This is a genomic window from Acinetobacter ursingii DSM 16037 = CIP 107286, assembly GCF_000368825.1.
GTDB classification, from domain to species: domain Bacteria; phylum Pseudomonadota; class Gammaproteobacteria; order Pseudomonadales; family Moraxellaceae; genus Acinetobacter; species Acinetobacter ursingii.
This window is the reverse complement of sequence record NZ_KB849717.1, coordinates 1,164,149-1,187,010: the sequence shown is the minus strand read 5'-3', so window position 1 is coordinate 1,187,010 and position 22,862 is coordinate 1,164,149. Positions and strand designations below refer to the sequence as shown.

The window sequence follows — 22,862 nt, the reverse complement described above, 5'->3', positions numbered from 1 at the left end:
TGCGTTTGACTTTAACGAACTGACTTTTTTGCATTTTCTCGCTCTTTTAGCTGTTGCTGTAATTGTGCCAGACGTGCATTTAAAAGCTGGATTCTTTGATCCTTTTGTCTCAGAGCCAGTTCCATTTCAGTGACGCTTTGCTGTAATTTAACGGTTTTTTCTCGTGCTGTCATAACTTTTAATGACAACACGGCAGTGCTTTTATCTTGTTTTGTGCTGTGTTTTGCACTTACTTGTGTAGAATCTTGTTCATTGTCTGCAACTAAGTTCATTTCAGCCTGATTGAGGCGATATTTTGCTCGTCCTGATGCTTGAGTCGAACTCGGCGCAGTTTTGACGGTAGCGGTTTTTTGTGGGCTCTGATCGACTGCCGCAGATAAGTTAAGTGCAACCCCCTGTCTTAAACGGTTGACATCACCCTGAATAAACGCGTGACTATTTTGTGCTTTGATTTGTTGCATGACCTGTGCAATAGGTTGATTGGTTTGAGTCGCAATTCGATTTGCAATACTCCATAACGATTCATTACGTTGTACAACATGTTGATTTTCACCAGATGTACGAGTTTCAGATGCTGTTTTTTCCTTCACTTTTGCAGTCTGATTTTTGGTCTTTATTTTTTCTATATTAGGCTCAGGTACTTTCGTTGGCGAGGCAGATTTTACCTGTTCTTTCGCGGTTTTTTCAGGGCTTTGTTTAGCGACTTGAGCAGAAGAGACTACAGTTTGTGCATGATTAGAAGGAGCGATTGCTGCTAACTCATCAGAGGGTTTGACTGTTTCTTTCATATTGGAATGAGAGGGCGGTGTTGCACGGTCTGTAGACTGCTGTATGTTTGTCTCCGTGGCTGCTGTAGTTGTCGTATTTGTTTGTAGGGTGGGTGGAGGAGTCGTGTTGATAGCCAAGACTTGTGAGCGATTTAAACTAGGCTCTGTTGTTGAGTTTGACGTACTTTGTATCGTATTGACGCTTTGCGAAGTACTGGCAACGTTGTATTGCGTACTTTCAGGTAAATTCAACGCAATATCCTTTTCACTCACAATAAATTTGGGTGTAAGTGGTTTTTCATTGGCTGTTTGAAGTGCTGGTACAGCTTTTCGATTAATCGACTGTTTGATGTGCTGTAATCGCGTACCATGACCTTCCTGAATTTTAAGTACAATATCCAGTTCGGGTTGGGTAAATGGGCGTGAAGATGTAATCACAATGACGCCCGTACCTTGCCCATTACGTCTTGCAAAAAAATTCAGTTGTGCAGACGGTTGAGATGCAATCCCCAAATCCATTAAGTCTTCTGGCGTTGCAAGACTGACCTGTAAATTGGACGATATATCGGCCTGACTGAAATTCATTTCAGCATAAAGCAAATCCCCAGGAGCAGACATAACTTGTAAAGGTTCAAGCGTGATCGCATGTATGGTCTGTGTCGCCAAAATAGTTAGAATCGCAATTTTTAATTTGTTATAGACAGTCATCTTGTTCCATGAAGCAGGAGTAAAGCGGTCACGTTATACAATACCGAGATGTTAACCGAATGTAAAACTTTTACAGAAGAAGTACATAAAAAAAGCCGATCAATCGATCGGCTCATGGGCTTAAATCGTGTATTTAAGCATTTTTATATTCAATCAGGATACGTAACATACGGCGTAAAGGTTCAGCGGCACCCCAAAGAAGTTGGTCACCGACAGTAAATGCGCCTAAATATTCTTTGCCCATATTTAGTTTGCGTAAACGACCCACTGGAACTGAAAGTGTTCCTGTTACAGCAACTGGGGTCAAATCAGTCATTGAAGCTTCACGTGTATTCGGCACGACTTTTGCCCATTCATTGGACTGACGAATCATAGCTTCGATTTCGTCCAGAGGAACGTCTTTGCGAAGCTTAATCGTGAGAGCCTGTGAATGACAACGCATTGCACCAATACGCACACAATGACCATCAATTGGAATAATTTGCGAATTACCTAAAATTTTGTTGGTTTCCGCCTGACCTTTCCATTCTTCTTTGGATTGACCATTTTCAAGCTGTTTGTCGATATAAGGAATCAATGAACCTGCCAATGGCACGCCAAAGTTGGCTTTAGGGAAGCCTTCGCCACGTTGCAATTCTGCTACATGGCTATCGATATCCAAAATGGCTGATTTAGGATCGTCCAGTAACTCTTTGGTATTGTTATATAAATAACCCATACCCGTGAGTAATTCGCGCATGTTTTGTGCACCTGCACCCGATGCTGCCTGATAAGTCATCGCACTCATCCATTCCACCAAATTGTTTTGGAAGAGTGAACCCAAGCCCATCAGCATAAGAGAAACCGTACAGTTCCCACCGACAAATGTTTTAGTGCCTTTGGCTAAACCATCTTTGATAACTTGCGCATTCACTGGATCAAGTACGATGATGGCATCATCTGCCATACGTAATGTTGATGCGGCATCAATCCAATAGCCATTCCAGCCTTCAGCTTTGAGTTTTGGAAAAACTTCAGAAGTATAGTCACCACCTTGACAGGTAATAATGACATCCATTTGTTTCAGACTCTTAATGTCTGAAGCATCCATAAGTGCTGGGGCAGTTTTACCACCAAATGAAGGGGCTTCACCACCTGCATTACTGGTAGAAAAGTAAAATGGCTCAAAATGAGCAAAATCATTTTCTTCAACCATACGTTGCATAAGGACGGAACCAACCATCCCGCGCCAACCGACCAGACCTACTTTCATGTCACTTTGCCTCGGTGCGTTAAAAAATGTAAAAGGGGCTTGAGTGTATCAAAAGCGACCACAACTGCAAGTATTATCCAATGAAAACATGCTCTTTATTGTGAGTAAATTTATGAATATGCTACACAGGAATCTTGAAGAATGAAAAATCAATAAAATCTAGGGTGGATCAGGCATTGTTACTATTTATTGAAGTGTGTGCTGTAGTGGTGATTTGGCTGACATTCTGGTCACTTATTCCACGCGACGAATGGTGGATTCGAGGAGCCGATTTCCCCAGACTGCAAATTTTAGCTGTCGGTGTAGTGACCTTATTGTTTGTATTGTTTTGCGACGCGCCGTGGAATCTGCCTCGAGAATTGATCGTAATCGGTTTAATCGCAGCAATCGCGTATCAGCTAAAAATGGTATTGCCTTATACCTTTATCTGGAAGAAACAGGTCAAACAAGTGAAAGCCGAACAGTTCAATCCAGATCAGCAAATCTCGTTGTTAGTGTCCAATGTCTTAACACCGAATGATCGATATCATTTATTGATTGAGCAGATTCAAAAGTTAAAACCAGATCTGGTTCTGACTTTAGAGACTGATCAAACATGGCAAAATGAATTGAGTGTGATTGAAGCAGATTATCCGTATCGGGTTCCTGTGCCACTAGATAATTTATACGGTATGCATTTGTACAGCCGATTGCAACTCCAAGATACCGAAGTGAAGTTTATCTTGAGTGATGAAATTCCATCGATTCATACCACGGTGATTTTACCCAGCGGCTTGGCCGTGCAACTTTATTGTCTGCATCCCAAACCACCAAGTCCAACCGAAGCAAAAGATTCAACTTTGCGCGATGCTGAGTTGCTAATGGTGGGTGATCAAATCAAGGATCTGGATGAAAGCTGTATTGTGATGGGCGATCTCAACGATGTAGCATGGTCACGAACCACACGTCTGTTTCAGCGAATTAGTGGTTTGCTTGATCCGCGAGTTGGGCGGCATTTCATTAATACCTTTCATGCCAACTATCCTTTGTTGCGCTGGTCTCTGGATCATATTTTCCATAGTACCGATTTTGCCTTAGTTAAAATGAATCGATTACCGAATATTGGCTCAGATCACTTTCCTGTGTATGTCGTGTTACAAACGGGACGGATTTTTGAGCAAATCCAAGAAGAATTGCCAGAAACGCAAGATGATCATGAGGCCGCTCAGGACGCGATTCAGGAAGGGATTAGTAAAGCAGAGAAAGAGGAAAAAATTGTGACGGCTGACATCGCACAGGCTTATAAAAGTTAAGCTGCCACCACAATATCGGTGTAAGCAATTACTTACACTAAATGCGGTCTTGAGCGAATAGGCAGTCAAGTTCCCAGAAGGTATTCTATATCTATCAGCACAGGAATAGGGAATGGAATATCCCGACTATGGAAGACTAAGCTGAAGGATGAGCATCAAGGATTTGATGACGCTAGGGAAGCAACTCTTACAATAACAAAAAAGACTGAAAGCACAACCTCATTTGCCCGAGTTTTGCAGGATGCAGAACTCGGGTTATGATTTTTTTGATGTATCATTTCAATTGCTCAAATCTTTTCTAGACGTATGTATCACTCAAAATTTCAAGAATTTAAAATCTATATCGTCAATTTGACTGATTTGACACGCGATGCTTTGCATATTTATGCAGGTTTGTTGGTTTTTTTCTGCGTGGCTTTTTTAGATAAACGCCAATTAAAATCCATTTGGGCTTTATTTGCAGTGGTTTTGATTGCAATTAGCGCAGAATTGCTTGATGCCAGAGACGATTTGATTAACTATGGATATTGGCGGTTTGATGCAAGTTTGCACGATATTCTGAATACGATATTTTGGCCTTTGGTATTATGGCTTATCGCAAAATTTAAACTTTTGAAATAGAAAAAATTTAGATCCTTTACGAGGGTATTTGCCTGTTCTTTGTTCACTCATTTATTTTGTTATCGCAGTATTGGTTTTTAAATAAACAAGTTTTGATTAATAAAACTACAAAATGAGCCTGATTTTTGATTTTTTATTTGATTTTTGATCTATTTTTAAACGGTTAATTTTTGTTAACTATATAAAAGTTATAAATATATTTTTTATTAAGAGAGGGTTGGCTGATTTTCTGCTGGTTTAGTATTGTTAAATAATAAAATCTCTCTAGAATGTGCCGCTTATTTATCGCTCGTTGTCCGTAGAAACCCAAATCTTGAGCTGATGGGTCAAGGGCTAGACCTCATCTCGGATCGAAAAGGAATTTTACGAACGTATTGTTTGTTATAGAGCGCATCTACTCTCCTGTTCTTATATCGTGCTTTTTGAGCATAAAGGATTGTCTTATGAAGAACTTTAAAATTAGCCTTGCATGGCAAATTTTAATTGCTTTGATCCTTGGTGTGGTTGTCGGGGCTATTTTGCACAACCAACCTGAAATAAAAGACGCCGCGGTTAATAATGTGTTGAAACCTTTAGGTCAGATTTTTATTAGCTTGATTAAAATGATTGTGATTCCAATCGTTTTTTCTACGCTCATTTTGGGTATTGCAGGTGTTGGTTCCACAAAAAGTCTGGGAAGACTTGGCTTTAAAACAATTTTGTATTTTGAAATCATTACCACGATTGCGATTATTGTCGGTTTAGTTGCCGCCAATATCTTCCAGCCAGGTGCTGGTGTGGATATGTCAGTGTTGGTGAAAACAGATATTTCTCAATATCAACATACTACGCAAGAAGTTGAATCGCATTCTCATGGGATTATCCAGACGATTTTATCGTTAATTCCAACGAATATTATTAGTTCTATGGCACATGGTGAAATGCTGCCTGTGATTTTCTTTGCAGTATTGTTCGGTATTGGTTTGTCATCATTACCAACCACTACCAAAGAGCCTTTGTTGCATGTATTTCATGCGGTCTCTGAAACCATGTTCCGTGTGACGCATATTATTATGAAATATGCACCAATCGGGGTGTTTGGTCTCATTGCTGTCACGGTAGCGAATTTCGGTTTTACCTCTCTGATTCCTTTGGCTAAGTTGGTTGTTTTGGTATATGCCACTATTTTCTTTTTTGCTTTTGTCGTGTTAGGTATTACTGCAAAATTATGCGGTATTAATATCTTAACCTTGATGAGAATTCTCAAAGATGAATTGATTTTGGCGTATTCCACTGCCAGTTCCGAAACCGTTTTGCCACGTATTATGCAAAAGATGGAAGCTTATGGTGCTCCGAAAGCGATTACCAGTTTCGTGATTCCGACAGGTTATTCATTTAATCTGGATGGTTCAACGCTGTATCAGAGTATTGCCGCCATCTTTATTGCACAGCTCTATGGGATTGATCTGTCTTTATATCAACAGGTGATTTTAGTGATTACCCTAATGATTACCTCTAAGGGAATCGCGGGGGTACCTGGTGTTTCTTTTGTCGTGTTATTGGCAACGCTAGGTAGTGTCGGCATTCCACTTGAAGGTTTGGCATTTATTGCGGGTGTTGACCGTATTTTAGATATGGCACGTACTGCTCTGAATGTCGTAGGTAATGCGCTGGCGATACTGGTGATTAGTAAGTGGGAAAAAGTCTACGATGTAGATAAAGCCAAAGCGTATGAAGCCAGTTTAAATCAGTCAGAAGCCAGTTAAGCATCTGTCGGCTGATACACCAAAGAAGGAAGCGCGAATGCTTCCTTTTTATTTGCCTGTAGTTTGATTCAACATGTATTGATACAGTTGGATGGTTTGATTACACATCTCATCCAGACTAAATTGAGTGACGGGTTCAACCTGTTGGCGATGATCAATATGATGCTTCACACAATTAAGTAGTGCTTCGCGATCATCGACCTCAATCAGACCTTGTGGATAAAGCCGAGATAAGATTTCAGCCACACCGCCGCGATTCCAGCCAATGACAGGTGTTCCAACGGATAGTGCTTCCAGTGCAGTTCGTCCAAAAGTTTCAGCCTGATTGGATAAAGAGAGCACAATATCACTTAATGCCAGCCATTCCCGAATTTCTGAAGTATGTCCGACAAAGGTGATCTGATCACGCAATCCACGATTTTGAATGGTCGCTTCGAGTTCATCCAGATAAGCTGCTTTTTTGGGATCTGCACCGCCCACGACAATCGCATGAATATTGGGATGCTCTGTCTGTAGTCGCTCTATCAATTCTATCAATGTTTCATGTCCTTTAAGACGAGTGATGCGACCTGGCAAACACAGCAAAAACTTATTTTCCAGTTGTGGAAATAAGGTGTATTGATGATTAATCCATTGCCCAGATGGTTGATAGCCATGCGGAAATGCTTTAGGATCAATACCACGATAAATCCGAACAATATCCTCAGGAGGACAGTTTTTATAATGATCGCTAATGTATTTGACCACACTATCTGAAACTGCAATGACTTTTTCAGCTTGCGTCATAATCGCGCTATAACGATTCACTGAATAAAAACCGTGTACGGTACTGATCAGATGTGGACGTTGCTGAGCAGGAATACCACGTAAGGCAAAATGTGTTAACCATGCAGGCACACGTGAACGGACATGCACAATATCAGGTTGATGTGTCCTGATTAGTTGACGTAATGGACGAATCTGCCAAAGACTAGACAAAGATTTCTTATGAATCGGCAGTTGCAGATGTGTAGAACCATCAGCTTCAAGTTGAGGAACCAAACGTCCACCATTGGACACAACAAGGGATTGATGACCTTGGCTCACCAAAGCACGTGCGATTTCCAGCGTGCCACGTTCAACGCCACCACTGTTCAGTTCGGGAAGCAACTGCATCACTTTCATGCTCAGGTCTCAACTTTTTTCATTTTTAAATATTAGTAAATTTTCTCGTATCCATCTGGACGAGTTTTAAAGCGGCGATGAAACCACATATATTGCGTTGGTGCAATACGAAGCTGATTTTCAATGATTTTATTGATACGGGTGGCATCATCAATTTCATTATCACTTGGCATATTTTCAACGGCTGCTTCAATTAAAACATGATATTTGGGATCACGAATATCGCCGTGACGATAAAAATACAAAGGCACGGCGGCGGCTTTGGAAATTTTTAATAAGCGACGATGTGCAGTGACCGTTGCGGCGGGTACGCCAAAAAAAGGTGCCATAACGCCTTGTTTAAGGCCAAAATCCTGATCGGGACTATACCAGATGGCATCGGTATCTTTGAGTTTGCGAATCAGGCCACGCATATCATCATGATCAATCTGATGTTTATAAATCGTGGCGCGACAACGATAAATCAACATATCCAGTAGGGGATTGTTTTGTGGTCGATAGACCACATCAGGCTCAAAATATTGCGAGCAAATATAGCCGCCAGCATCCAGCAAGGTGCTATGCGTTCCAAGTAATAACACACCCTGACCTTGAGCTTGTGCATGGGTGATATGTTCAAGACCTTCAATACTCGAGCGACCTTTAAACCATTGCGGTGAATACCATGCGTTGAGCGTTTCAAACACGCCGAGCATCATATCGACAAAAACTTGTCGGCCTTGGCATTCAACTTCTTGTTGAGACCATTCAGGAAAACAGACTTCGAGATTACGAATCGTGGTTTTGCGTCGTGACTTTAAATATTTCCAAGCTAAATGACCCATAGCTTGCGCCAAACGCCATTGAATGGCCCACGGCAAAATCGCAAGCAGCATTAAAAAAACGATCGCAATCCAAATGCCCCAATATTTTGGTAGCAAAAAAGACCATTGAAACTCGCCCGGTGTGTAGGGATGTTGTTGGCTCATCTTGTTCTGGATAAAGTCAAATATCAAAAAGTTTGGGGCAGTGTAACATGAACTGATTTTTAACTTGGAGCTTAGTTCCAAAGATCAATAGATCTGTAAGCGTTAGTCAGCACAGTTATTAAAAAGCAAAAAATTTAAACATAAAAATTTAGATTTTCTAAATGAGCCTCAAGGAATATTTCATCACCAATCATTATAAAATTTGAATACACATCGTAGAATTTAAAAATACTATACTGGTTATTATTTGATGTGTGAGAGCCTAAGTTGTGAAAAATATATTATTTATAAGTTCGATAGTTTTACTTTCATCTGCTGTATATGCACAAGATCCACTCAATGGTACTTCATGGAAAACCATTGATGATCAGACACATGAAGCCAGAAGTATTGTCAAATTTAGGGAAGATAAATCGGGATATTTAACAGCAACGGTACAGAAGGTTTTGGTTGTAGATCAGGCTGAAAAGTGTACAAAATGTACCGGAACGTTTAAAAATAAGCCTCTTGTCGGAGTGACAGTGATTCGTAACCTAAAAAACACGGGTGGAAATGAATATGAGGGCGGAACCATTATTGACCCTCAAACAGGAAAAAGTTATTCGCTGAAAGGCAAATTAACCAATAATGGAACCCGCCTAGATTTACGTGGTTATATGGGAATTTCAGCACTGGGTCGTAATCAAACTTGGTACAAAGTCAGTTAAGTAGATGAGTTCCAATCGTTGAATTTTAGATTGTTTAAAGTTTCTCCCCATTTCAAAATGAAAAGGGGAGTCTCAGTATTATGTATTCCCTTTACTTAAATTTTCCAGTTCATCCCAACGTTCCAGTTTTTCAAGCAATTGCTCTTCAATTTCAGCTAAACGCTGACTCGCCTGAGTGGCTGCTGCGGCATCTTGAACAAACCATGAACCGTCGGCAAGTTGATCAGATAAGGTGCTTTGCTCAGCTTCCAGTTTCTCAATCTCAGCAGGGAGTTGTTCCAATTCACGTTGATCTTTAAAACTCAATTTTACTTTCTTGGCAGGAGCAGCAACTTTGTTGGCTTCTGCTTTGGCCTGCGCTTTTTTAACATCTGACTTTTGATCAACTACGGTTTGATTCGGGCGTTGCAACAGATAGTCCTGATAACCGCCAACATATTCTTCGATACCGCCTTTACCATCAAATACCCATGTGGAGGTCACAACATTATCCATAAAGGCACGGTCATGGCTAATCAACAGCAATGTGCCTTTATAATCTGCCAACATTTCCTCAAGAAGCTCTAAAGTCACCATATCCAGATCATTAGTTGGTTCGTCCATCACGATCAGATTTGATGGTTTAAGCAATAGTTTCGCCAATAGCACACGATTCCGCTCACCGCCCGACAGCGCTTTGACAGGGGTACGTGCACGCTCAGGTGAAAACAGAAAGTCTTGTAAATAGCTATAAATATGACGGCGTTGACCGTTTACATCGACAAAGTCCGAACCTTCCGAGACATTCGCCATCACCGATTTTTCGAGCTCAAGCTGATTGCGCAATTGGTCAAAATAAGCGACTTCAAGCTGGGTGCCTGTTTTCACTGTACCTGTGTGCTCAATTTCACCCAAAATCGCTTTGATCAGGGTAGTTTTGCCGACACCATTATCACCGACCAGACCAATACGATCACCGCGTAACACCACCGCAGAGAAGTCGCGAATCAAGAGGTTGTTATCGTAGCTGACACTTAAATGTTCAATATCAAACACCAGTTTGCCAGAACGCTGAGCATCCTGAACGCCCATATTGACTTTGCCTTGCTGGAAGCGACGGGCTTTGGATTCTTCACGCAAAGCTTTTAGGGCACGAACGCGGCCTTCATTACGGGTACGACGTGCTTTAATGCCTTGACGGATCCATGCTTCTTCTTCTGCCAGTTTCTTCTCAAACAAGGCATTTTGTTTTTCTTCAGCTTCGAGTTGCTGTGCTTTTAAATCTAAATAACGTGAATAGTTACCTTCGTAGCTACGCAAGATCCCTCGATCCAGTTCCACAATACGGGTTGCCAAACGATCTACAAACGAACGGTCATGCGAAATAAACAATAAGGTTAAATTATTTTGTTCGAGTAAGAATTTTTCTAGCCATTCGATACTTTCAACATCTAAGTGGTTAGTCGGCTCATCAAGTAATAAAATATCAGGTTGGGTCAGGAGTGCGCGTGCAAGTAATACGCGACGTTTACGGCCACCTGATAGGTCAGCAAGATCTGCATCTGGATCAAGCCCCATTTTCCCTAAAATAGTATTAACCTTGTTTTCGAGTGCCCAACCATCTACTTGATCCAGTTTATGCTGTAAATGCCCCATTCGGTCACAAGCGTCCATATCGCCCAATACACAGGCATCACTGGCTTCATGATATGCTTTGAGTACAATGGCCGCTTCACCCGCGCCATCTGCGACAATATCGGCAACTTTGCCTGAATCCATGGGTACGTCTTGTGCCAACATCGAAACGGTGAGGCCATTTTGAATAGAAACTTCGCCGCGATCAGGTAATAAACTTCCCTCAATCAGCTTAAGTAAAGTAGACTTGCCTTCGCCATTACGACCGATCAAACACACTCGTTCGCCGCGCTCCAATACAAAGTTCGCGCCGTCGAGGAGGGCGGGTCCACCAAATGCCAGTTGGACATCCCTTAAAGTAATATAGGCCATAATGTTTTCCAAAATCCCAAATGAGGAGAGTTAAATGACTAAACCAACAGATTATGATGATCATGCGTCATTTTCCGCACCCATTGAAGATTTGCAAGTCCGAATTGCATTTTTAGACGATTTAGTTGATCAGCTCAATACGCAATTGGCAGTTCAGTCTAAAGAAATTGCTGATTTAAAAAAACAAATGCAGCTTTTGTATCAACGTGTTGAATCGGCAGATTTATCAGAAGGCATTGCACCATTTGACCCTTTAAGTAATAAACCACCGCATTACTAATGTGTATATCGTTTTTATTAAATATTGAAGCAAAGTGATTTGTACCATGAAAAATGTTGTTCTCATTGATCTTGAAAAAAATCCACTCCAAGCCAAAACGCTACGTGCTTACATTGAACATGATCAATTGGTTTATCTATTTAATTTAACGGGTCAATTTGACTATACTTTGGAAGATATGACCGAGCTTGCAGGTTGGGTGACTTCTGGCATGGTCATGATGTTGGATGTGCCTCCTATTTCCAAAAAAGAATTGGCTTATGCCATGCTCGCTGGACAATTACTGGCTTTAACCGAAGAACATATTGAAATTGAACTGATTTCGACTATGAGAGAGATTCATTTATTGATTGAAATTTTGCAAAATTCAGGGCGAAAGGTGGTATTACAAACAGCGTATAAAAACAATGATAAAACCGAATATCAGTTACCGACAGCGGCTAGTTTTCAGGCACAGCCGATGTTGCTGCAAGTCAAAAAATATTGCGATGCGCTGACCAATACGAAAGGTTTACCAGCAACTCTTGAAGGATTACACAATTCAATTGGCAATATTTTGCAGGTTTCAGACGAGCAAGTTTCACAGATGGTTGCCATGTTAATTAACTTAAAAATTATTCGACGTGACACTTCTCAATTGAGTTTCCGTAAGAAAATTTTAAAACAATGGATTAGTCTTGATTTAAATCAGCATGAAAACCGTAAAGCGAAACTTCCAACTCAAATGACTGAATCCGTCACAAAAGAAAAAAATTCAGTGCTAGCAATGCCACAAGTGGTGGTAGGTGATGTAGACACTATTATGCAATTTTTACAACAACAGCAACCTGTCGTAGAAGGCCCATTTCCCCCAGAGCTGGATGAGTTGCAATGGCAAGTATTACAAAAACTGGATGAGCTTCAGCATGATCGTCCCAAAGATATTTTTAGTTTAAGAGATCGATTACAGGGCTGGTTTCCCAAAGCCGATATTCAAATGCTAATGAAATCTTTGCTGGATAAAGGCTATATTCAACTTGATGATGACCAGTTACATTATACTGCGCAAATGGTGATCCATTGATTTTGCATGATAAAAGTAGCATGAAGCATGAAAAACTTGCGTTTTATATTGAGCTTATGCAAATCTAATAATAGAACACGATAGGGTTAGGTATGGAACATTTAGGTTTATGGGTGACGATCATTATCGTCGTTTTTGTTTTAGGCTCAATTTTTGGCTTGCGTGTCAGTCCACGTGAAAAAGCTTTAGGATTGATGCGAGACAAAGCACGTAAGATGGGGTTACACCCGCGCTTGGTTGCGGCACCTGAATGGACAAAAATCCCGAAAGCCACTGAGAACCGTGCCAGTATGGTCGCTTATTATAGTGTTCTTATTCCAGAGGCTCGATTACCATTAATGCGCGCTCGTGTCGTGGATGGTCATCTCAATGTGATTGAAGGAGATCAGAAATTTAATGATTCTCCCATTGCATTAAAAGGGATTTATGCTATTGATATGCAGGCAAACTGTGTGGGCTTGTATTGGGATGAAGAAACGGATCTTAAAGCCACACAACTTGAAGACATGAAAGCGTATTTATTACAACTCGCTACGGTCTAACTCTTTATTTACCAACAGGAATAACAGTTTATTATGGCGAATGCCCCTCGATCCACAAGCAAAAAAAGCACGGCAGCATCTTCTGAGTCTGCTGCAAACAAACGTGCCTTAGTGATTGTGGAGTCGCCTGCAAAAGCGAAAACCATCAACAAATATTTAGGTTCACAATACATTGTGAAGTCTTCGGTGGGTCACGTGCGTGATTTACCGACAGGTGGTTCAGCCAAATCCAGTGAAAAAAAACCAGCAACACGTGCCAAACTGACTGCCGAAGAAAAAGAGCAAAAAGCACAAACGGCACTGATTAATCGTATGGGCGTAGATCCTGAACATGACTGGAAAGCACATTATGAAGTGCTACCAGGCAAGGAACACGTAGTTGCAGAGCTTAAAAAACTGGCTTCTCAGGTCGATGAAGTTTATCTCGCAACGGACTTGGACCGTGAAGGAGAAGCCATTGCTTGGCATTTAAAAGAGGTGATTGGCGGTGATGACAGTCGTTATCAACGTGTGGTGTTTAATGAAATCACTAAAAATGCCATTCAGGAAGCTTTTAAGCATCCTTCACGTCTCGATACCAATAAAGTCAATGCACAACAGGCACGTCGTTTTCTAGATCGTGTCGTAGGCTTTATGATTTCTCCACTCCTTTGGGAAAAAATCGCCCGTGGTTTATCAGCAGGACGTGTTCAATCGGTAGCCGTTAAATTGGTGGTTGAGCGTGAACGTGAAATTCGTGCTTTTATACCTGAAGAATACTGGCAGATTTTTGCGGACACCACTTCGAAAAAAGATGACATTCGTCTGGAAGCCTTTAAGCAAGCGGGAAAAACCTTAAAGCTACGCAATAAAGCTGAAACAGATGCAGTTCTTCATCTTCTGAAAGATGCAGAATATAAAGTCGCGCAGCGTGAAGATAAGCCAACCAAGGTTAATCCAAGTGCGCCGTATATTACGTCGACCTTGCAACAAGCAGCGAGTACTCGTCTTGGCTTTTCAGTGAAAAAGACCATGATGTTGGCACAACGTCTGTATGAAGGCGGCTTTATCACGTATATGCGTACCGACTCCACTTTTTTAAGTGATGATGCGGTGAATATGGTACGCGATCATATTCAGCAAAATTTTGGCGATAAATATGTTCCTGCCAAGCCAAACCGTTATGGGAATAAAGCGGGTGCGCAAGAGGCGCATGAGGCGATTCGACCTTCAAGTGTCGCGCTAACAGGAGATCAACTTGCAGGAATGGAGCGAGATGCACAGCGGTTATATGATTTGATTTGGCGACAATTTGTTGCTTGTCAAATGACACCTGCTGAATATTTATCTTCAACCCTGACGGTAGAAGCCAACAATGTCGAGTTACGTGCCAAAGGACGTACTTTGGTATTTGATGGTTTCACCAGAGTTCGTGGTGCCAATAAATCGGATGATGATGTATTACTCCCAGCAGTAAAAGTGGGTGAAATTCTTAAGCTTGAAAAGCTTGATCCAAGTCAGCATTTTACCAAACCCCCTGCACGATTTACCGAAGCCTCACTGGTCAAAGAACTTGAAAAACGCGGAATTGGTCGTCCATCGACTTATGCTGCGATTATTTCAACCATTCAAGATCGTGGTTATGTGAAACTGGAAAATCGTCGCCTATTTGCTGAAAAAATGGGTGAAATTGTCACCGATCGTCTGGATGAAAGCTTTAATAATCTGATGAATTATGCTTTTACCGCAGATCTGGAAGGTCAACTTGACCGTGTGGCAACAGGAGATCGTAATTGGAAAGAGTTGCTCGATAGTTTTTACGGTGACTTTAAAAATCGTTTAAATACCGCGGCTAGTGCAGAAGGTATGCGCCGTAATCAACCTGTTGAAGTTCCTAGTGTTGCCTGTCAGTTATGTGGACGACCCATGCAGATTCGTACAGGTACTACAGGCGTATTTTTAGGTTGTTCTGGCTATAATCTTCCACCAAAAGAACGTTGTAAAGGCACCCTGAATCTGACACCAGTCGAATCATTAGCTGCCTTTTCCGATGATGATTCGGCGGAAACTGCTGATCTGATGTCTAAGCATCGCTGTGCAAAATGTGGTACCGCGATGGATAGTTATGTGATTGATGGCGGTCGCAAATTACATGTTTGTGGTAATAATCCAGACTGTGATGGCTATGAAGTCGAAGAAGGCGAATTCAAAATCAAGGGCTATGATGGTCCAACCATTCCATGTGACAAATGTGATGGTGAAATGCAATTAAAGACAGGCCGCTTTGGCCCATACTTTGCCTGTACCAGTTGTGACAATACACGTAAAGTTTTGAAAAATGGACAACCTGCACCACCGCGTGTTGATCCGATTAAAATGGAACACTTGCGTTCGACTAAACATGATGATTATTTTGTGTTGCGTGATGGAGCAGCAGGTTTGTTTCTAGCAGCCAGCAAGTTCCCGAAAATTCGTGAAACTCGTGCGCCGAAAGTTGCAGAACTACGTACTGTTGCAGATCAACTTGATCCAAAGTATCAATATTTGCTTCAAGCTCCTGATGTTGATCCAGAAGGTAATCCGACGTTGATCAAGTTTAGCCGTAAAAATCAGGCACAATACATTGGTTCTGAGACGCCAGAAGGTAAACAGACTAAATGGAGTCTGCTGTATCAAGATGGGAAATGGGCTGAGGCTTAAATAGTCAATAAATGAGTGATAAAGGCGAATAAAATTCGCCTTTATCATATCTAAAGTAAAATATTCTGAGATAGAAATGGACATTAAAATAAAAAAATTAGCGGTTCTAATTGATGCTGATAATTCTTCAGTGAATTCTATAGAGTCGATTCTTGAGGAAGTTGCCAAATATGGTATTGCGAGCGTAAAGCGGGTATATGGAGATTGGAGTAGTGAGTCTTTAAAAAAATGGCGCGATGTTTTGCTTCCGCATGCCATTACACCTGTCCAGCAGTTTGCCTATACATCTGGCAAAGATGCTACAGACATGATTTTAATTATTGATGCAATGGATTTGCTCTATGGGGGGGCTTTAGATGGATTCTGTATCGTATCAAGTGACAGTGACTTTACTCCACTGGCTTCCAGAATCAGAGAAAGCGGCCTAACCGTTTATGGTTTTGGTCGTAACAAAACACCCGAAGCATTTCGTAAAGCCTGTGATAAGTTTATCTATGTCGAAAATCTTATTTTGAATGACGCTAAGCAAGAGGACAATTTAGTAAAAAAAGAGGATATTAAAGATATTAAACAAGGAACTGATGAAAAAGTAGTAATTAAACATCAAATTGACGTAGCGACATTAAATCTTATTTATAAAGCAGTAAAAGATAATTCTGATGATAGTGGTTGGGCATATTTAGGAACAGTAGGAACTTATATTTCAACTGTTAAGCCAGATTTTGATACTCGGAATTATGGATATGCAAAACTATCCGGTTTAATACAAGCTTTGGATTTATTTGAAACTAAGATGCAAGGCAGCCAAATGTATTTAAGAAAACGTAGTTTTAGCACTTTTGTGAAATTCGTACAGAAAGCCATTGCTCAACATGCAGATATTCATGGGTGGGCTAAGATTTCTAGTCTTGTAAAAATTCTTGAAACTTCTGACTTTAATATTAGAAATTATGAAGAAGCTATAAAGTCCATTCATAGTGGATGGATCGTATTCTCTGAAAAAAATGATAAAGTAAAAGTCGCTAGGCTAATGCCATAGTTTCAAGGATATGTATGGCATCACCCAAAAAAGCTTCATTTTGGAAAAATATTCGTATCGCCATCTTACTCTTGATTTTATTGGTGGTGCTAATCAATAACTGGCGTGACCAGAATCAAAACTGGAATCGGCCAATTGTGGTGTTATTGCACCCAGTGAATGCAGATGGTCACGCCTCTACATCACAATATATCCAACAACTCCAGTTGAGCCAGTTTGTCGAAGTAAAAAGCTATTTAGAACAACAGTCTGCCAATTATCGACAGCCTATTTTCGTGATCATGAAAATAGGGCGAACCTTAACTGCCAAACCACCACGAGTTCCCGAAGAATCATCCATTTTAAACGTCATGTGGTGGAGTCTTAAATTTAGGTTTTATGCGTGGCAACAACGAAAATCTGAAGATCAGCATGCATCTGTGACCTTATATCTGAACTATTATGATCCTCAATACATCAATCAGCTTAAGCATTCGACTGCTTTGGAAAAAGGACGAATTGGATCAGTTAATTTATTTGCATCAAAAAAACAAGATTCACAAAATAATATTGTCCTGACACATGAATTACTACATGCATTTGGAGCAACAGATAAGTACGATTTACAAACAGGGCAACCGATTTATCCAATCGGTTATGCTAAGCCTGAACAGCAACCTCACTATCCGCAAAAACAGGCTGAACTGATGGCGGGGAAAATTCCTGTTTCAGATCATGAAAATAAAATGCCTGAACACTTAAACCAAACCATATTGAATCATTTAACTGCTCAAGAAGTGGGTTGGTTAAAATAGATGAAACTTTTTGTCTAATTAAAAGATTAAAAATATTATTTTTCATTTTATTTTTACATAAATTGATGTTTTTAAATAGATATTGACATTTATGCTGAAAGGCTGATAATTTGAATAAATAAATAACTTGTGATCTAAGTCACATTTAAAACAAAATTAATATCCATATATTTAACCAAGAATCATCCATTTTCAAAACAGACATCGGGGGCAGATATGATCGATTGTCAAGACTATCAATTTTATAAAACCTTATTGGAATCCACCCGTGCTATCCCGTGGAAAATTGATTGGCGAACCAAAGAGTTCAGCTATATTGGGCCACAAATTGAAAGCGTTTTGGGATGGCCTCAAGATAGTTGGAAAACTGCACAGGACTGGATAGATCGCATTCATGAAGAAGACCGTGAAAAAACGGTATCTTATTGTGTCAATCTCTCCAATCAGGGGACAGATCATGAAGCAGATTATCGCGCGTTAACGCCAAGTGGTGACTACATCTGGATTCGGGATGTGGTTTATGCCGAGATAGAGGAAGGGGAAACTGTCGCGATTATTGGTTTTATGTTCGATATTTCTGAACGTAAAAAATTGGAGCTGGAACTAGAATCACTGAATCAAAAAAATCAGCAGTTGCTATTACTAGATGCATTGACAGGTGTTGCTAATCGCAAAGCCTTAAGTGAACAAATTGAATATGAATTTAGCCGCTCACTCCGTTACCAGCGTCCTTTGTCAGTCTTATTTATCGATGTCGATTTTTTTAAAGATTATAATGATCGTTATGGCCATCTTCAGGGCGATGTGTGCCTCATCACGATTGCAGGTCAGTTGAGGAATATGTTTAGTCGTGCTTCTGATTTTGTAGCGCGCTTTGGTGGGGAAGAATTTGTGATTCTTCTACCTGAAACCTGCCTACAAGATGCGATTCAAATGGCTGAAAAATGTCGTTGTCAGATTTTTGAACTGAATATTCCGAGTAAAGCAGAAAATATTTTTTCCAAAGTTACGGTGAGTATTGGTGTAAATACACTGGATACAGAAAAAAATTATTTAGATGCGACGACTTTTTTAAAGTCGGCAGACGAACTGTTGTATTTGGCGAAATCTCAAGGACGTAATCAGGTGCAATATATTCAGTAATATGTGAACCGATTTGCAGAGAAAATTTTCATGTGTAAGAATAATATAAAATATCAAAGTAGATGCATATTTTATACAGAATTCTGACTAATAATCATACAATATAATACGATACATTCATGATAAATAAGAGAGTAAAAATATGAAAACTGTTGGTAACGATATAATTACAGAAGAATTACAGCAACAAAGAAAATGGTATATAGCATGCGGTATCATGCTGATTATATTTGGTATTATTCTATTTGGATCATTGGCATTAGCAACGCTTTCAGTGGTTTATTTATTTGGCGTACTCATCATGATCGGTGGTGTGATTCATATCGTTGCAGGATTTAAATTATTTAAAGGGATTGGCAGTTGGCTATGGGCATTATTTGGGATACTTTATTTTGTTGCTGGCTATTATATTTTTAAAGCGCCCATCACAACAGCTGTCATCCTGACTAATTTATTGGCTTTCGCTTTAATTGTCGCTGGTATTTTTCGTTTTATTAATGCCTTTGTCATCAAACCTGTAGCAGGGTGGGGATGGACGCTGATTTCAGGCATTTTAACATTTATTACTGGGGTTATTATTTTGACTTCGCCTGATGCGCCATTTTGGGTGCTTGGTCTGTTTTTGGCAGTGGATATTCTATTTCAAGGGATTAATTATTTGAGTTTAGCTTCTGCGATAAAACATTTACCGCATAGCTCAACCACGATCTCTTAAGTTTGATCAAAGCCTAAAAAACAGGTTTCACCGCAAAAGAATAGACTCTGATACACTAGGGTCTATTCTTTTTTATATTTGGTCTTATGAGTTTTGAGCAGTTAATTGGTGAGTTAAATCCTCAACAGTATCGTGCAGCTACGACGGATGCACAGCATTGTCTGATATTGGCAGGTGCTGGCTGTGGTAAAACCAAAACCATTGTAGCGCGGGCTGCTCATTTAATTCATACAGGTACAACGGCCGATCAAATGCAGATTTTGACCTTTACCCGACGTGCTGCCAGTGAAATTGTGACTCGTGTCGAGCAGCATTTGGGGACACCTGCAAAAGGGCTGCGTGCTTCGACCTTTCATACTTTTTGCATGTACTTATTGCGCCGTAATCCGCAAGCTTTTGGACTTGGACATTTCACGATTATTGATCGCGATGATCAAATGCTGATGTTTCGGTTACTGCGTGGTAAAGATAAAGACAATGTCTTACCAAAAGCGGCGCAGCTTTGTGATGTGTATTCTTATGCGCGTAATACCCAATCAAAACTATCTGATGTCTTAATCAAACAATTGCCCGAAGCAATGGAGCACAAAGCTCAGATTGCAGAGTTGATGCAGGCCTATGAAGCGCGTAAACAAGAACGTCATTTTCTGGATTATGACGATATTTTGGCGATTGTGGCGGTGAATTTGCAAAACTCATCTGAACTGGTGCAGTGGGTTGCTAAATTTTGCAAAGTGCTTCTGGTTGATGAGATGCAGGATACCAATCCGCTACAATGGGCCATTTTGCAACCTTTGATTGAGCATGTCAGCTTATTCTGTGTAGGCGATGATGCGCAGTCAATTTATGGATTTCGCGGTGCAGATTTTGAAAATATTCATCACTTTAAAGAGCGAATTCCAGAGGCAGAAATTTTAACCTTAGAAGAAAACTATCGTTCAACTCAGGAAATTCTGGATCTTTCTAACTGGCTTTTGGCAGATAGTCCGATTCATTATGATAAACAACTCAAAGCGCATCGTGGTCATGGTTTAAAGCCACAGTTGCATATTTTCAATAATGAATTTGAAGAAGCCAACTGGATTGCTCAGGACTTGATGGCACGTCAACAGCAGGGCGCAAACTGGAATGAGCACATGCTGCTAGTTCGCTCTGGCTTTTCAGCGCGTTATCTCGAAGGTGCATTCATTTCAAGCAATATTCCCTATCGTTTTATTGGTGGCGTAAAACTGCTTGAATCGGCGCATGTCAAAGACGTTTTGAGTATGTTGCGTGTGGTGATTAATCCACAAGATGATATTGCTTGGATGCGATTTCTAACGCTTTGGAACGGTGTCGGTGATGTAGGAGCCAGCAAACTGGCGCATGAACTTATTGCCTTGCCAGATATTGAAGCCCGCTGTCAACGCTTGGAGCGTCACGGCAAAGTAGCAACATCGGCAATTTTAATTTTAAAACAACTGGATGTACTGCAACAACATGTTGAAGCCTCAATTGCGTTAGCATTGGAGGCTTTATCTGAGCAGTTAGAGCAAAACTATAAAACACAGGATTGGTCGCGTCGCGTTAAAGATTTTGATCTGGTTAAGCAACTTGGGCGTAAGCACGGTGCATTGTCCGAATTTTTGGAAGAATATGTGTTAGAACCAATTTCTGTGTCTGAAATTGAACGCGCAGGTGATCAGGACTTGGTGACAATCATTACCATTCATTCAGCCAAAGGCGCTGAACAGAAAGTTTGTTATGTACCGCATGTTTCTCCCAACTCTTATCCGCATGCGCGGGCGCAGGGCGACTTTGACGAAGTAGAAGAAGAACGCCGTGTCCTTTATGTTGCTCTAACCCGTGCTGAAAATGAGTTGATTATCACCAAGCAAAACTATAATACGTGGGCACAAGATCAATACGATGAACAAGGTCGTAAAATTGAGAGTTATTTTCTGAATGACTTACCGCAAACACTGGTAGAGGCAGAAATTCATCAAATCGTCCCTAGATTTCCACAAAAAACGCAAGTTCGGCAAAAACGATTTAGTTTTGGGATCGATCTCGATTAAACTGTTTCATATATTCAAAGTTTCAATGCGTATCACGCTGTCTAAAAGGTTAAATCATGAAAATCCTCGTCCGTAATCTCGAACGTTCCATTACTGAACAGGAACTGCTCGAGTTGTTTCAACCTTTTGGGCAAGTAGAGTCCTGTGTATTAGTCCTAGATCCAGCCTCAGGCAAATCCAAAGGCTTTGGTTTCGTGGAAATGCCGCATGCGCGTGAAGCCATAAAAGCAATTAAAGGTTTGAATACCTTTAAAGTTAAGGGTGCTGGGATTCGAGTCAAAGCAGCAGAGACCTGATAATTTTTTTCAAAATTTTTGTTGTTTGGCGTATGTCTTTTCGATTTGAAAAAGTTGTCGAATTGCCCCATATCCAGTTAAGCTAATGTATAGCATTCGTTGAGTTCAGTTAAGGAAAAATCATGTCTCGTGTTGCTCGTTATCATGCCGATCGTACCAATCAAAAGTTGTATTTTGCACGTCTGGCGTGTCAACAAGCCGAGCAAATTGAACACGTACAACAGGCACAAGCGTATCGAGAAACCGCAGTGTTTCATTTACACGGTGCAGTGCTGGCTTTTTTACAGGAGCTAGTACGTTACTATCGCTTAACAGATATGCAACCGACCCTAAAGTCAATTGAAGATAAAATGGCTGAGAAAGGACAGGTTTCGCCTGAAGTGCTGGTGCTTCAGCAACTCGCGAAAGATGGCTTTATTGCTGAACTTAAACGCGCTTATCGGATGTGCCAATACGCACCTGAACCCACTGAACCAACGCCTGAAGAAGAAACGTCTTCACACTTGATCATCAAAGTCACGCAAGGCCCGCAATCATGGTTGCCTGATGTCAAAATTCTACGTGAATGGCATCGTGAGTTAAGTCATCTGATTGATGGCTTTCGCAATGAAATGGTCGAGTTTTAAACTCAATTCCTATAGAGAACTTGAAATCTGCTACAAGAGTTCCTATATATAAATCTCATACAGTGCAAAGTGCAGTTGCCCTTTGCCACCATGTTGAACATGGAGGATTTATGTCTATTCAACAGTTGAAAGAATTATTTGGTAGCCAGGAAGCCATTCTGGAACTGGTTCAACTTGAAGGTGGTGAATTGGCACTGCGAAATGCTGATTCAGAACAGGAACCTTTGGTTAAGATTCAGTTTAATGATGAAGTCAAAGCACTTCTTGGAGACCAAACTCCTATGGTTGCCCAGCATATGATTCAGGCTGCGTTATTTGGTTTGTTGGAAAAACAAATGAATCAATGGCAGGCTGAGGTGGTGGATGAACAACCCCAACATTTAAGCTAAAAAAGCGTACCCAGAGTACGCTTTTTTTA

At 40.6% G+C, this 22,862-nt stretch carries 21 protein-coding genes; 16 read left to right on the top strand and 5 right to left on the bottom strand.

The window, feature by feature from the left end:
- Positions 1–11 precede the first annotated feature (11 nt).
- Entirely contained in the window at positions 12–1,475 is a 1,464-nt protein-coding gene (locus F944_RS13105) for a FimV/HubP-related protein (RefSeq protein WP_004991414.1), read from the bottom strand.
- Positions 1,476–1,608: 133 nt separating this feature from the next.
- Positions 1,609–2,727 (bottom strand): aspartate-semialdehyde dehydrogenase, encoded by a 1,119-nt coding sequence (gene asd / locus F944_RS13100; protein ID WP_004991406.1) that lies wholly within the window; start codon positions 2,725–2,727, stop codon positions 1,609–1,611.
- A gap of 176 nt (positions 2,728–2,903) precedes the next feature.
- Here asd and F944_RS13095 point away from each other — a divergent pair, with 176 nt between their 5' ends.
- The 3 genes from F944_RS13095 to gltP all read left to right on the top strand — a co-directional run bounded on the left by F944_RS13095 (position 2,904) and on the right by gltP (position 6,385).
- Positions 2,904–4,019 (top strand): endonuclease/exonuclease/phosphatase family protein, encoded by a 1,116-nt coding sequence (locus F944_RS13095; RefSeq protein ID WP_004991405.1) that lies wholly within the window; start codon positions 2,904–2,906, stop codon positions 4,017–4,019.
- 411 nt (positions 4,020–4,430) lie between these two features.
- Positions 4,431–4,640 carry a hypothetical protein gene (locus F944_RS13090; protein ID WP_227546623.1) on the top strand — a complete coding sequence of 70 codons (210 nt, stop codon included), beginning with the start codon at positions 4,431–4,433 and terminating at the stop codon, positions 4,638–4,640.
- Positions 4,641–5,083: 443 nt separating this feature from the next.
- Positions 5,084–6,385, top strand: coding sequence for a glutamate/aspartate:proton symporter GltP (gene gltP, locus F944_RS13085; protein ID WP_004991400.1), 1,302 nt, complete (start codon positions 5,084–5,086; stop codon positions 6,383–6,385).
- A gap of 48 nt (positions 6,386–6,433) precedes the next feature.
- Here gltP and F944_RS13080 read toward each other — a convergent pair whose 3' ends face one another.
- Positions 6,434–7,549 carry a glycosyltransferase family 4 protein gene (locus F944_RS13080; protein WP_004991398.1) on the bottom strand — a complete coding sequence of 372 codons (1,116 nt, stop codon included), beginning with the start codon at positions 7,547–7,549 and terminating at the stop codon, positions 6,434–6,436.
- Positions 7,550–7,581: 32 nt separating this feature from the next.
- The gene (locus F944_RS13075; RefSeq protein WP_004991396.1) at positions 7,582–8,517 is read right to left on the bottom strand and encodes an LpxL/LpxP family acyltransferase; all 936 of its coding nucleotides are present in this window, start codon (positions 8,515–8,517) and stop codon (positions 7,582–7,584) included.
- A 269-nt stretch (positions 8,518–8,786) separates the two neighbouring features.
- On the opposite strand from F944_RS13075, the gene F944_RS13070 reads away from it, so the two are divergent.
- On the top strand, positions 8,787–9,224 hold the full coding sequence (locus tag F944_RS13070; RefSeq protein WP_004991387.1) for a DUF2147 domain-containing protein: 438 nt from the start codon (positions 8,787–8,789) through the stop codon (positions 9,222–9,224).
- Positions 9,225–9,302: 78 nt separating this feature from the next.
- On the opposite strand, the gene F944_RS13065 is transcribed toward F944_RS13070, so the two are convergent.
- The gene (locus tag F944_RS13065; RefSeq protein WP_004991385.1) at positions 9,303–11,210 is read right to left on the bottom strand and encodes an ATP-binding cassette domain-containing protein; all 1,908 of its coding nucleotides are present in this window, start codon (positions 11,208–11,210) and stop codon (positions 9,303–9,305) included.
- A gap of 34 nt (positions 11,211–11,244) precedes the next feature.
- Here F944_RS13065 and F944_RS13060 point away from each other — a divergent pair, with 34 nt between their 5' ends.
- The 12 genes from F944_RS13060 (at position 11,245) to F944_RS13005 (ending at position 22,833) form a co-directional block, all read left to right on the top strand.
- Positions 11,245–11,490, top strand: a complete 246-nt coding sequence (locus F944_RS13060; protein WP_004991383.1) for a SlyX family protein — start codon at positions 11,245–11,247, stop codon at positions 11,488–11,490.
- A gap of 46 nt (positions 11,491–11,536) precedes the next feature.
- Positions 11,537–12,553: a hypothetical protein gene (locus F944_RS13055; protein WP_004991382.1), complete on the top strand. Its 1,017-nt coding sequence runs from the start codon at positions 11,537–11,539 to the stop codon at positions 12,551–12,553.
- A 92-nt stretch (positions 12,554–12,645) separates the two neighbouring features.
- The gene (locus F944_RS13050) at positions 12,646–13,095 is read left to right on the top strand and encodes a hypothetical protein (protein WP_004991379.1); all 450 of its coding nucleotides are present in this window, start codon (positions 12,646–12,648) and stop codon (positions 13,093–13,095) included.
- A 33-nt stretch (positions 13,096–13,128) separates the two neighbouring features.
- Entirely contained in the window at positions 13,129–15,774 is a 2,646-nt protein-coding gene (topA, locus tag F944_RS13045) for a type I DNA topoisomerase (protein ID WP_004991376.1), read from the top strand.
- 76 nt (positions 15,775–15,850) lie between these two features.
- Positions 15,851–16,813 carry an NYN domain-containing protein gene (locus tag F944_RS13040; protein WP_004991375.1) on the top strand — a complete coding sequence of 321 codons (963 nt, stop codon included), beginning with the start codon at positions 15,851–15,853 and terminating at the stop codon, positions 16,811–16,813.
- A 14-nt stretch (positions 16,814–16,827) separates the two neighbouring features.
- Positions 16,828–17,607: a hypothetical protein gene (locus F944_RS13035; protein ID WP_004991374.1), complete on the top strand. Its 780-nt coding sequence runs from the start codon at positions 16,828–16,830 to the stop codon at positions 17,605–17,607.
- A 216-nt stretch (positions 17,608–17,823) separates the two neighbouring features.
- Positions 17,824–18,750 carry a sensor domain-containing diguanylate cyclase gene (locus tag F944_RS13030; RefSeq protein WP_004991372.1) on the top strand — a complete coding sequence of 309 codons (927 nt, stop codon included), beginning with the start codon at positions 17,824–17,826 and terminating at the stop codon, positions 18,748–18,750.
- Between the two features lie 142 nt (positions 18,751–18,892).
- Positions 18,893–19,465 (top strand): HdeD family acid-resistance protein, encoded by a 573-nt coding sequence (locus F944_RS13025; RefSeq protein ID WP_004991371.1) that lies wholly within the window; start codon positions 18,893–18,895, stop codon positions 19,463–19,465.
- An 86-nt stretch (positions 19,466–19,551) separates the two neighbouring features.
- Positions 19,552–21,522, top strand: a complete 1,971-nt coding sequence (locus F944_RS13020; protein WP_004991368.1) for an ATP-dependent helicase — start codon at positions 19,552–19,554, stop codon at positions 21,520–21,522.
- Positions 21,523–21,578: 56 nt separating this feature from the next.
- Positions 21,579–21,818: an RNA recognition motif domain-containing protein gene (locus F944_RS13015; RefSeq protein WP_004991365.1), complete on the top strand. Its 240-nt coding sequence runs from the start codon at positions 21,579–21,581 to the stop codon at positions 21,816–21,818.
- A gap of 122 nt (positions 21,819–21,940) precedes the next feature.
- Positions 21,941–22,444, top strand: a complete 504-nt coding sequence (locus F944_RS13010; protein ID WP_004991364.1) for a DUF6586 family protein — start codon at positions 21,941–21,943, stop codon at positions 22,442–22,444.
- Between the two features lie 110 nt (positions 22,445–22,554).
- Positions 22,555–22,833 carry a hypothetical protein gene (locus tag F944_RS13005; protein WP_004991363.1) on the top strand — a complete coding sequence of 93 codons (279 nt, stop codon included), beginning with the start codon at positions 22,555–22,557 and terminating at the stop codon, positions 22,831–22,833.
- Positions 22,834–22,862 lie beyond the last annotated feature (29 nt).

Excerpts from the sequence above, each read along its gene's own strand:
- F944_RS13105 (WP_004991414.1), bottom strand. The coding sequence starts at position 1,475 with ATGACTGTCTATAACAAATTAAAAATTGCGATTCTAACTATTTTGGCG.
- asd (WP_004991406.1), bottom strand. The coding sequence starts at position 2,727 with ATGAAAGTAGGTCTGGTCGGTTGGCGCGGGATGGTTGGTTCCGTCCTT.
- gltP (WP_004991400.1), top strand. The coding sequence starts at position 5,084 with ATGAAGAACTTTAAAATTAGCCTTGCATGGCAAATTTTAATTGCTTTG.
- F944_RS13080 (WP_004991398.1), bottom strand. The coding sequence starts at position 7,549 with ATGAAAGTGATGCAGTTGCTTCCCGAACTGAACAGTGGTGGCGTTGAA.
- F944_RS13075 (WP_004991396.1), bottom strand. The coding sequence starts at position 8,517 with ATGAGCCAACAACATCCCTACACACCGGGCGAGTTTCAATGGTCTTTT.
- F944_RS13065 (WP_004991385.1), bottom strand. The coding sequence starts at position 11,210 with ATGGCCTATATTACTTTAAGGGATGTCCAACTGGCATTTGGTGGACCC.
- F944_RS13060 (WP_004991383.1), top strand. The coding sequence starts at position 11,245 with ATGACTAAACCAACAGATTATGATGATCATGCGTCATTTTCCGCACCC.
- F944_RS13055 (WP_004991382.1), top strand. The coding sequence starts at position 11,537 with ATGAAAAATGTTGTTCTCATTGATCTTGAAAAAAATCCACTCCAAGCC.
- F944_RS13050 (WP_004991379.1), top strand. The coding sequence starts at position 12,646 with ATGGAACATTTAGGTTTATGGGTGACGATCATTATCGTCGTTTTTGTT.
- topA (WP_004991376.1), top strand. The coding sequence starts at position 13,129 with ATGGCGAATGCCCCTCGATCCACAAGCAAAAAAAGCACGGCAGCATCT.
- F944_RS13040 (WP_004991375.1), top strand. The coding sequence starts at position 15,851 with ATGGACATTAAAATAAAAAAATTAGCGGTTCTAATTGATGCTGATAAT.
- F944_RS13035 (WP_004991374.1), top strand. The coding sequence starts at position 16,828 with ATGGCATCACCCAAAAAAGCTTCATTTTGGAAAAATATTCGTATCGCC.
- F944_RS13030 (WP_004991372.1), top strand. The coding sequence starts at position 17,824 with ATGATCGATTGTCAAGACTATCAATTTTATAAAACCTTATTGGAATCC.
- F944_RS13025 (WP_004991371.1), top strand. The coding sequence starts at position 18,893 with ATGAAAACTGTTGGTAACGATATAATTACAGAAGAATTACAGCAACAA.
- F944_RS13020 (WP_004991368.1), top strand. The coding sequence starts at position 19,552 with ATGAGTTTTGAGCAGTTAATTGGTGAGTTAAATCCTCAACAGTATCGT.
- F944_RS13015 (WP_004991365.1), top strand. The coding sequence starts at position 21,579 with ATGAAAATCCTCGTCCGTAATCTCGAACGTTCCATTACTGAACAGGAA.
- F944_RS13010 (WP_004991364.1), top strand. The coding sequence starts at position 21,941 with ATGTCTCGTGTTGCTCGTTATCATGCCGATCGTACCAATCAAAAGTTG.
- F944_RS13005 (WP_004991363.1), top strand. The coding sequence starts at position 22,555 with ATGTCTATTCAACAGTTGAAAGAATTATTTGGTAGCCAGGAAGCCATT.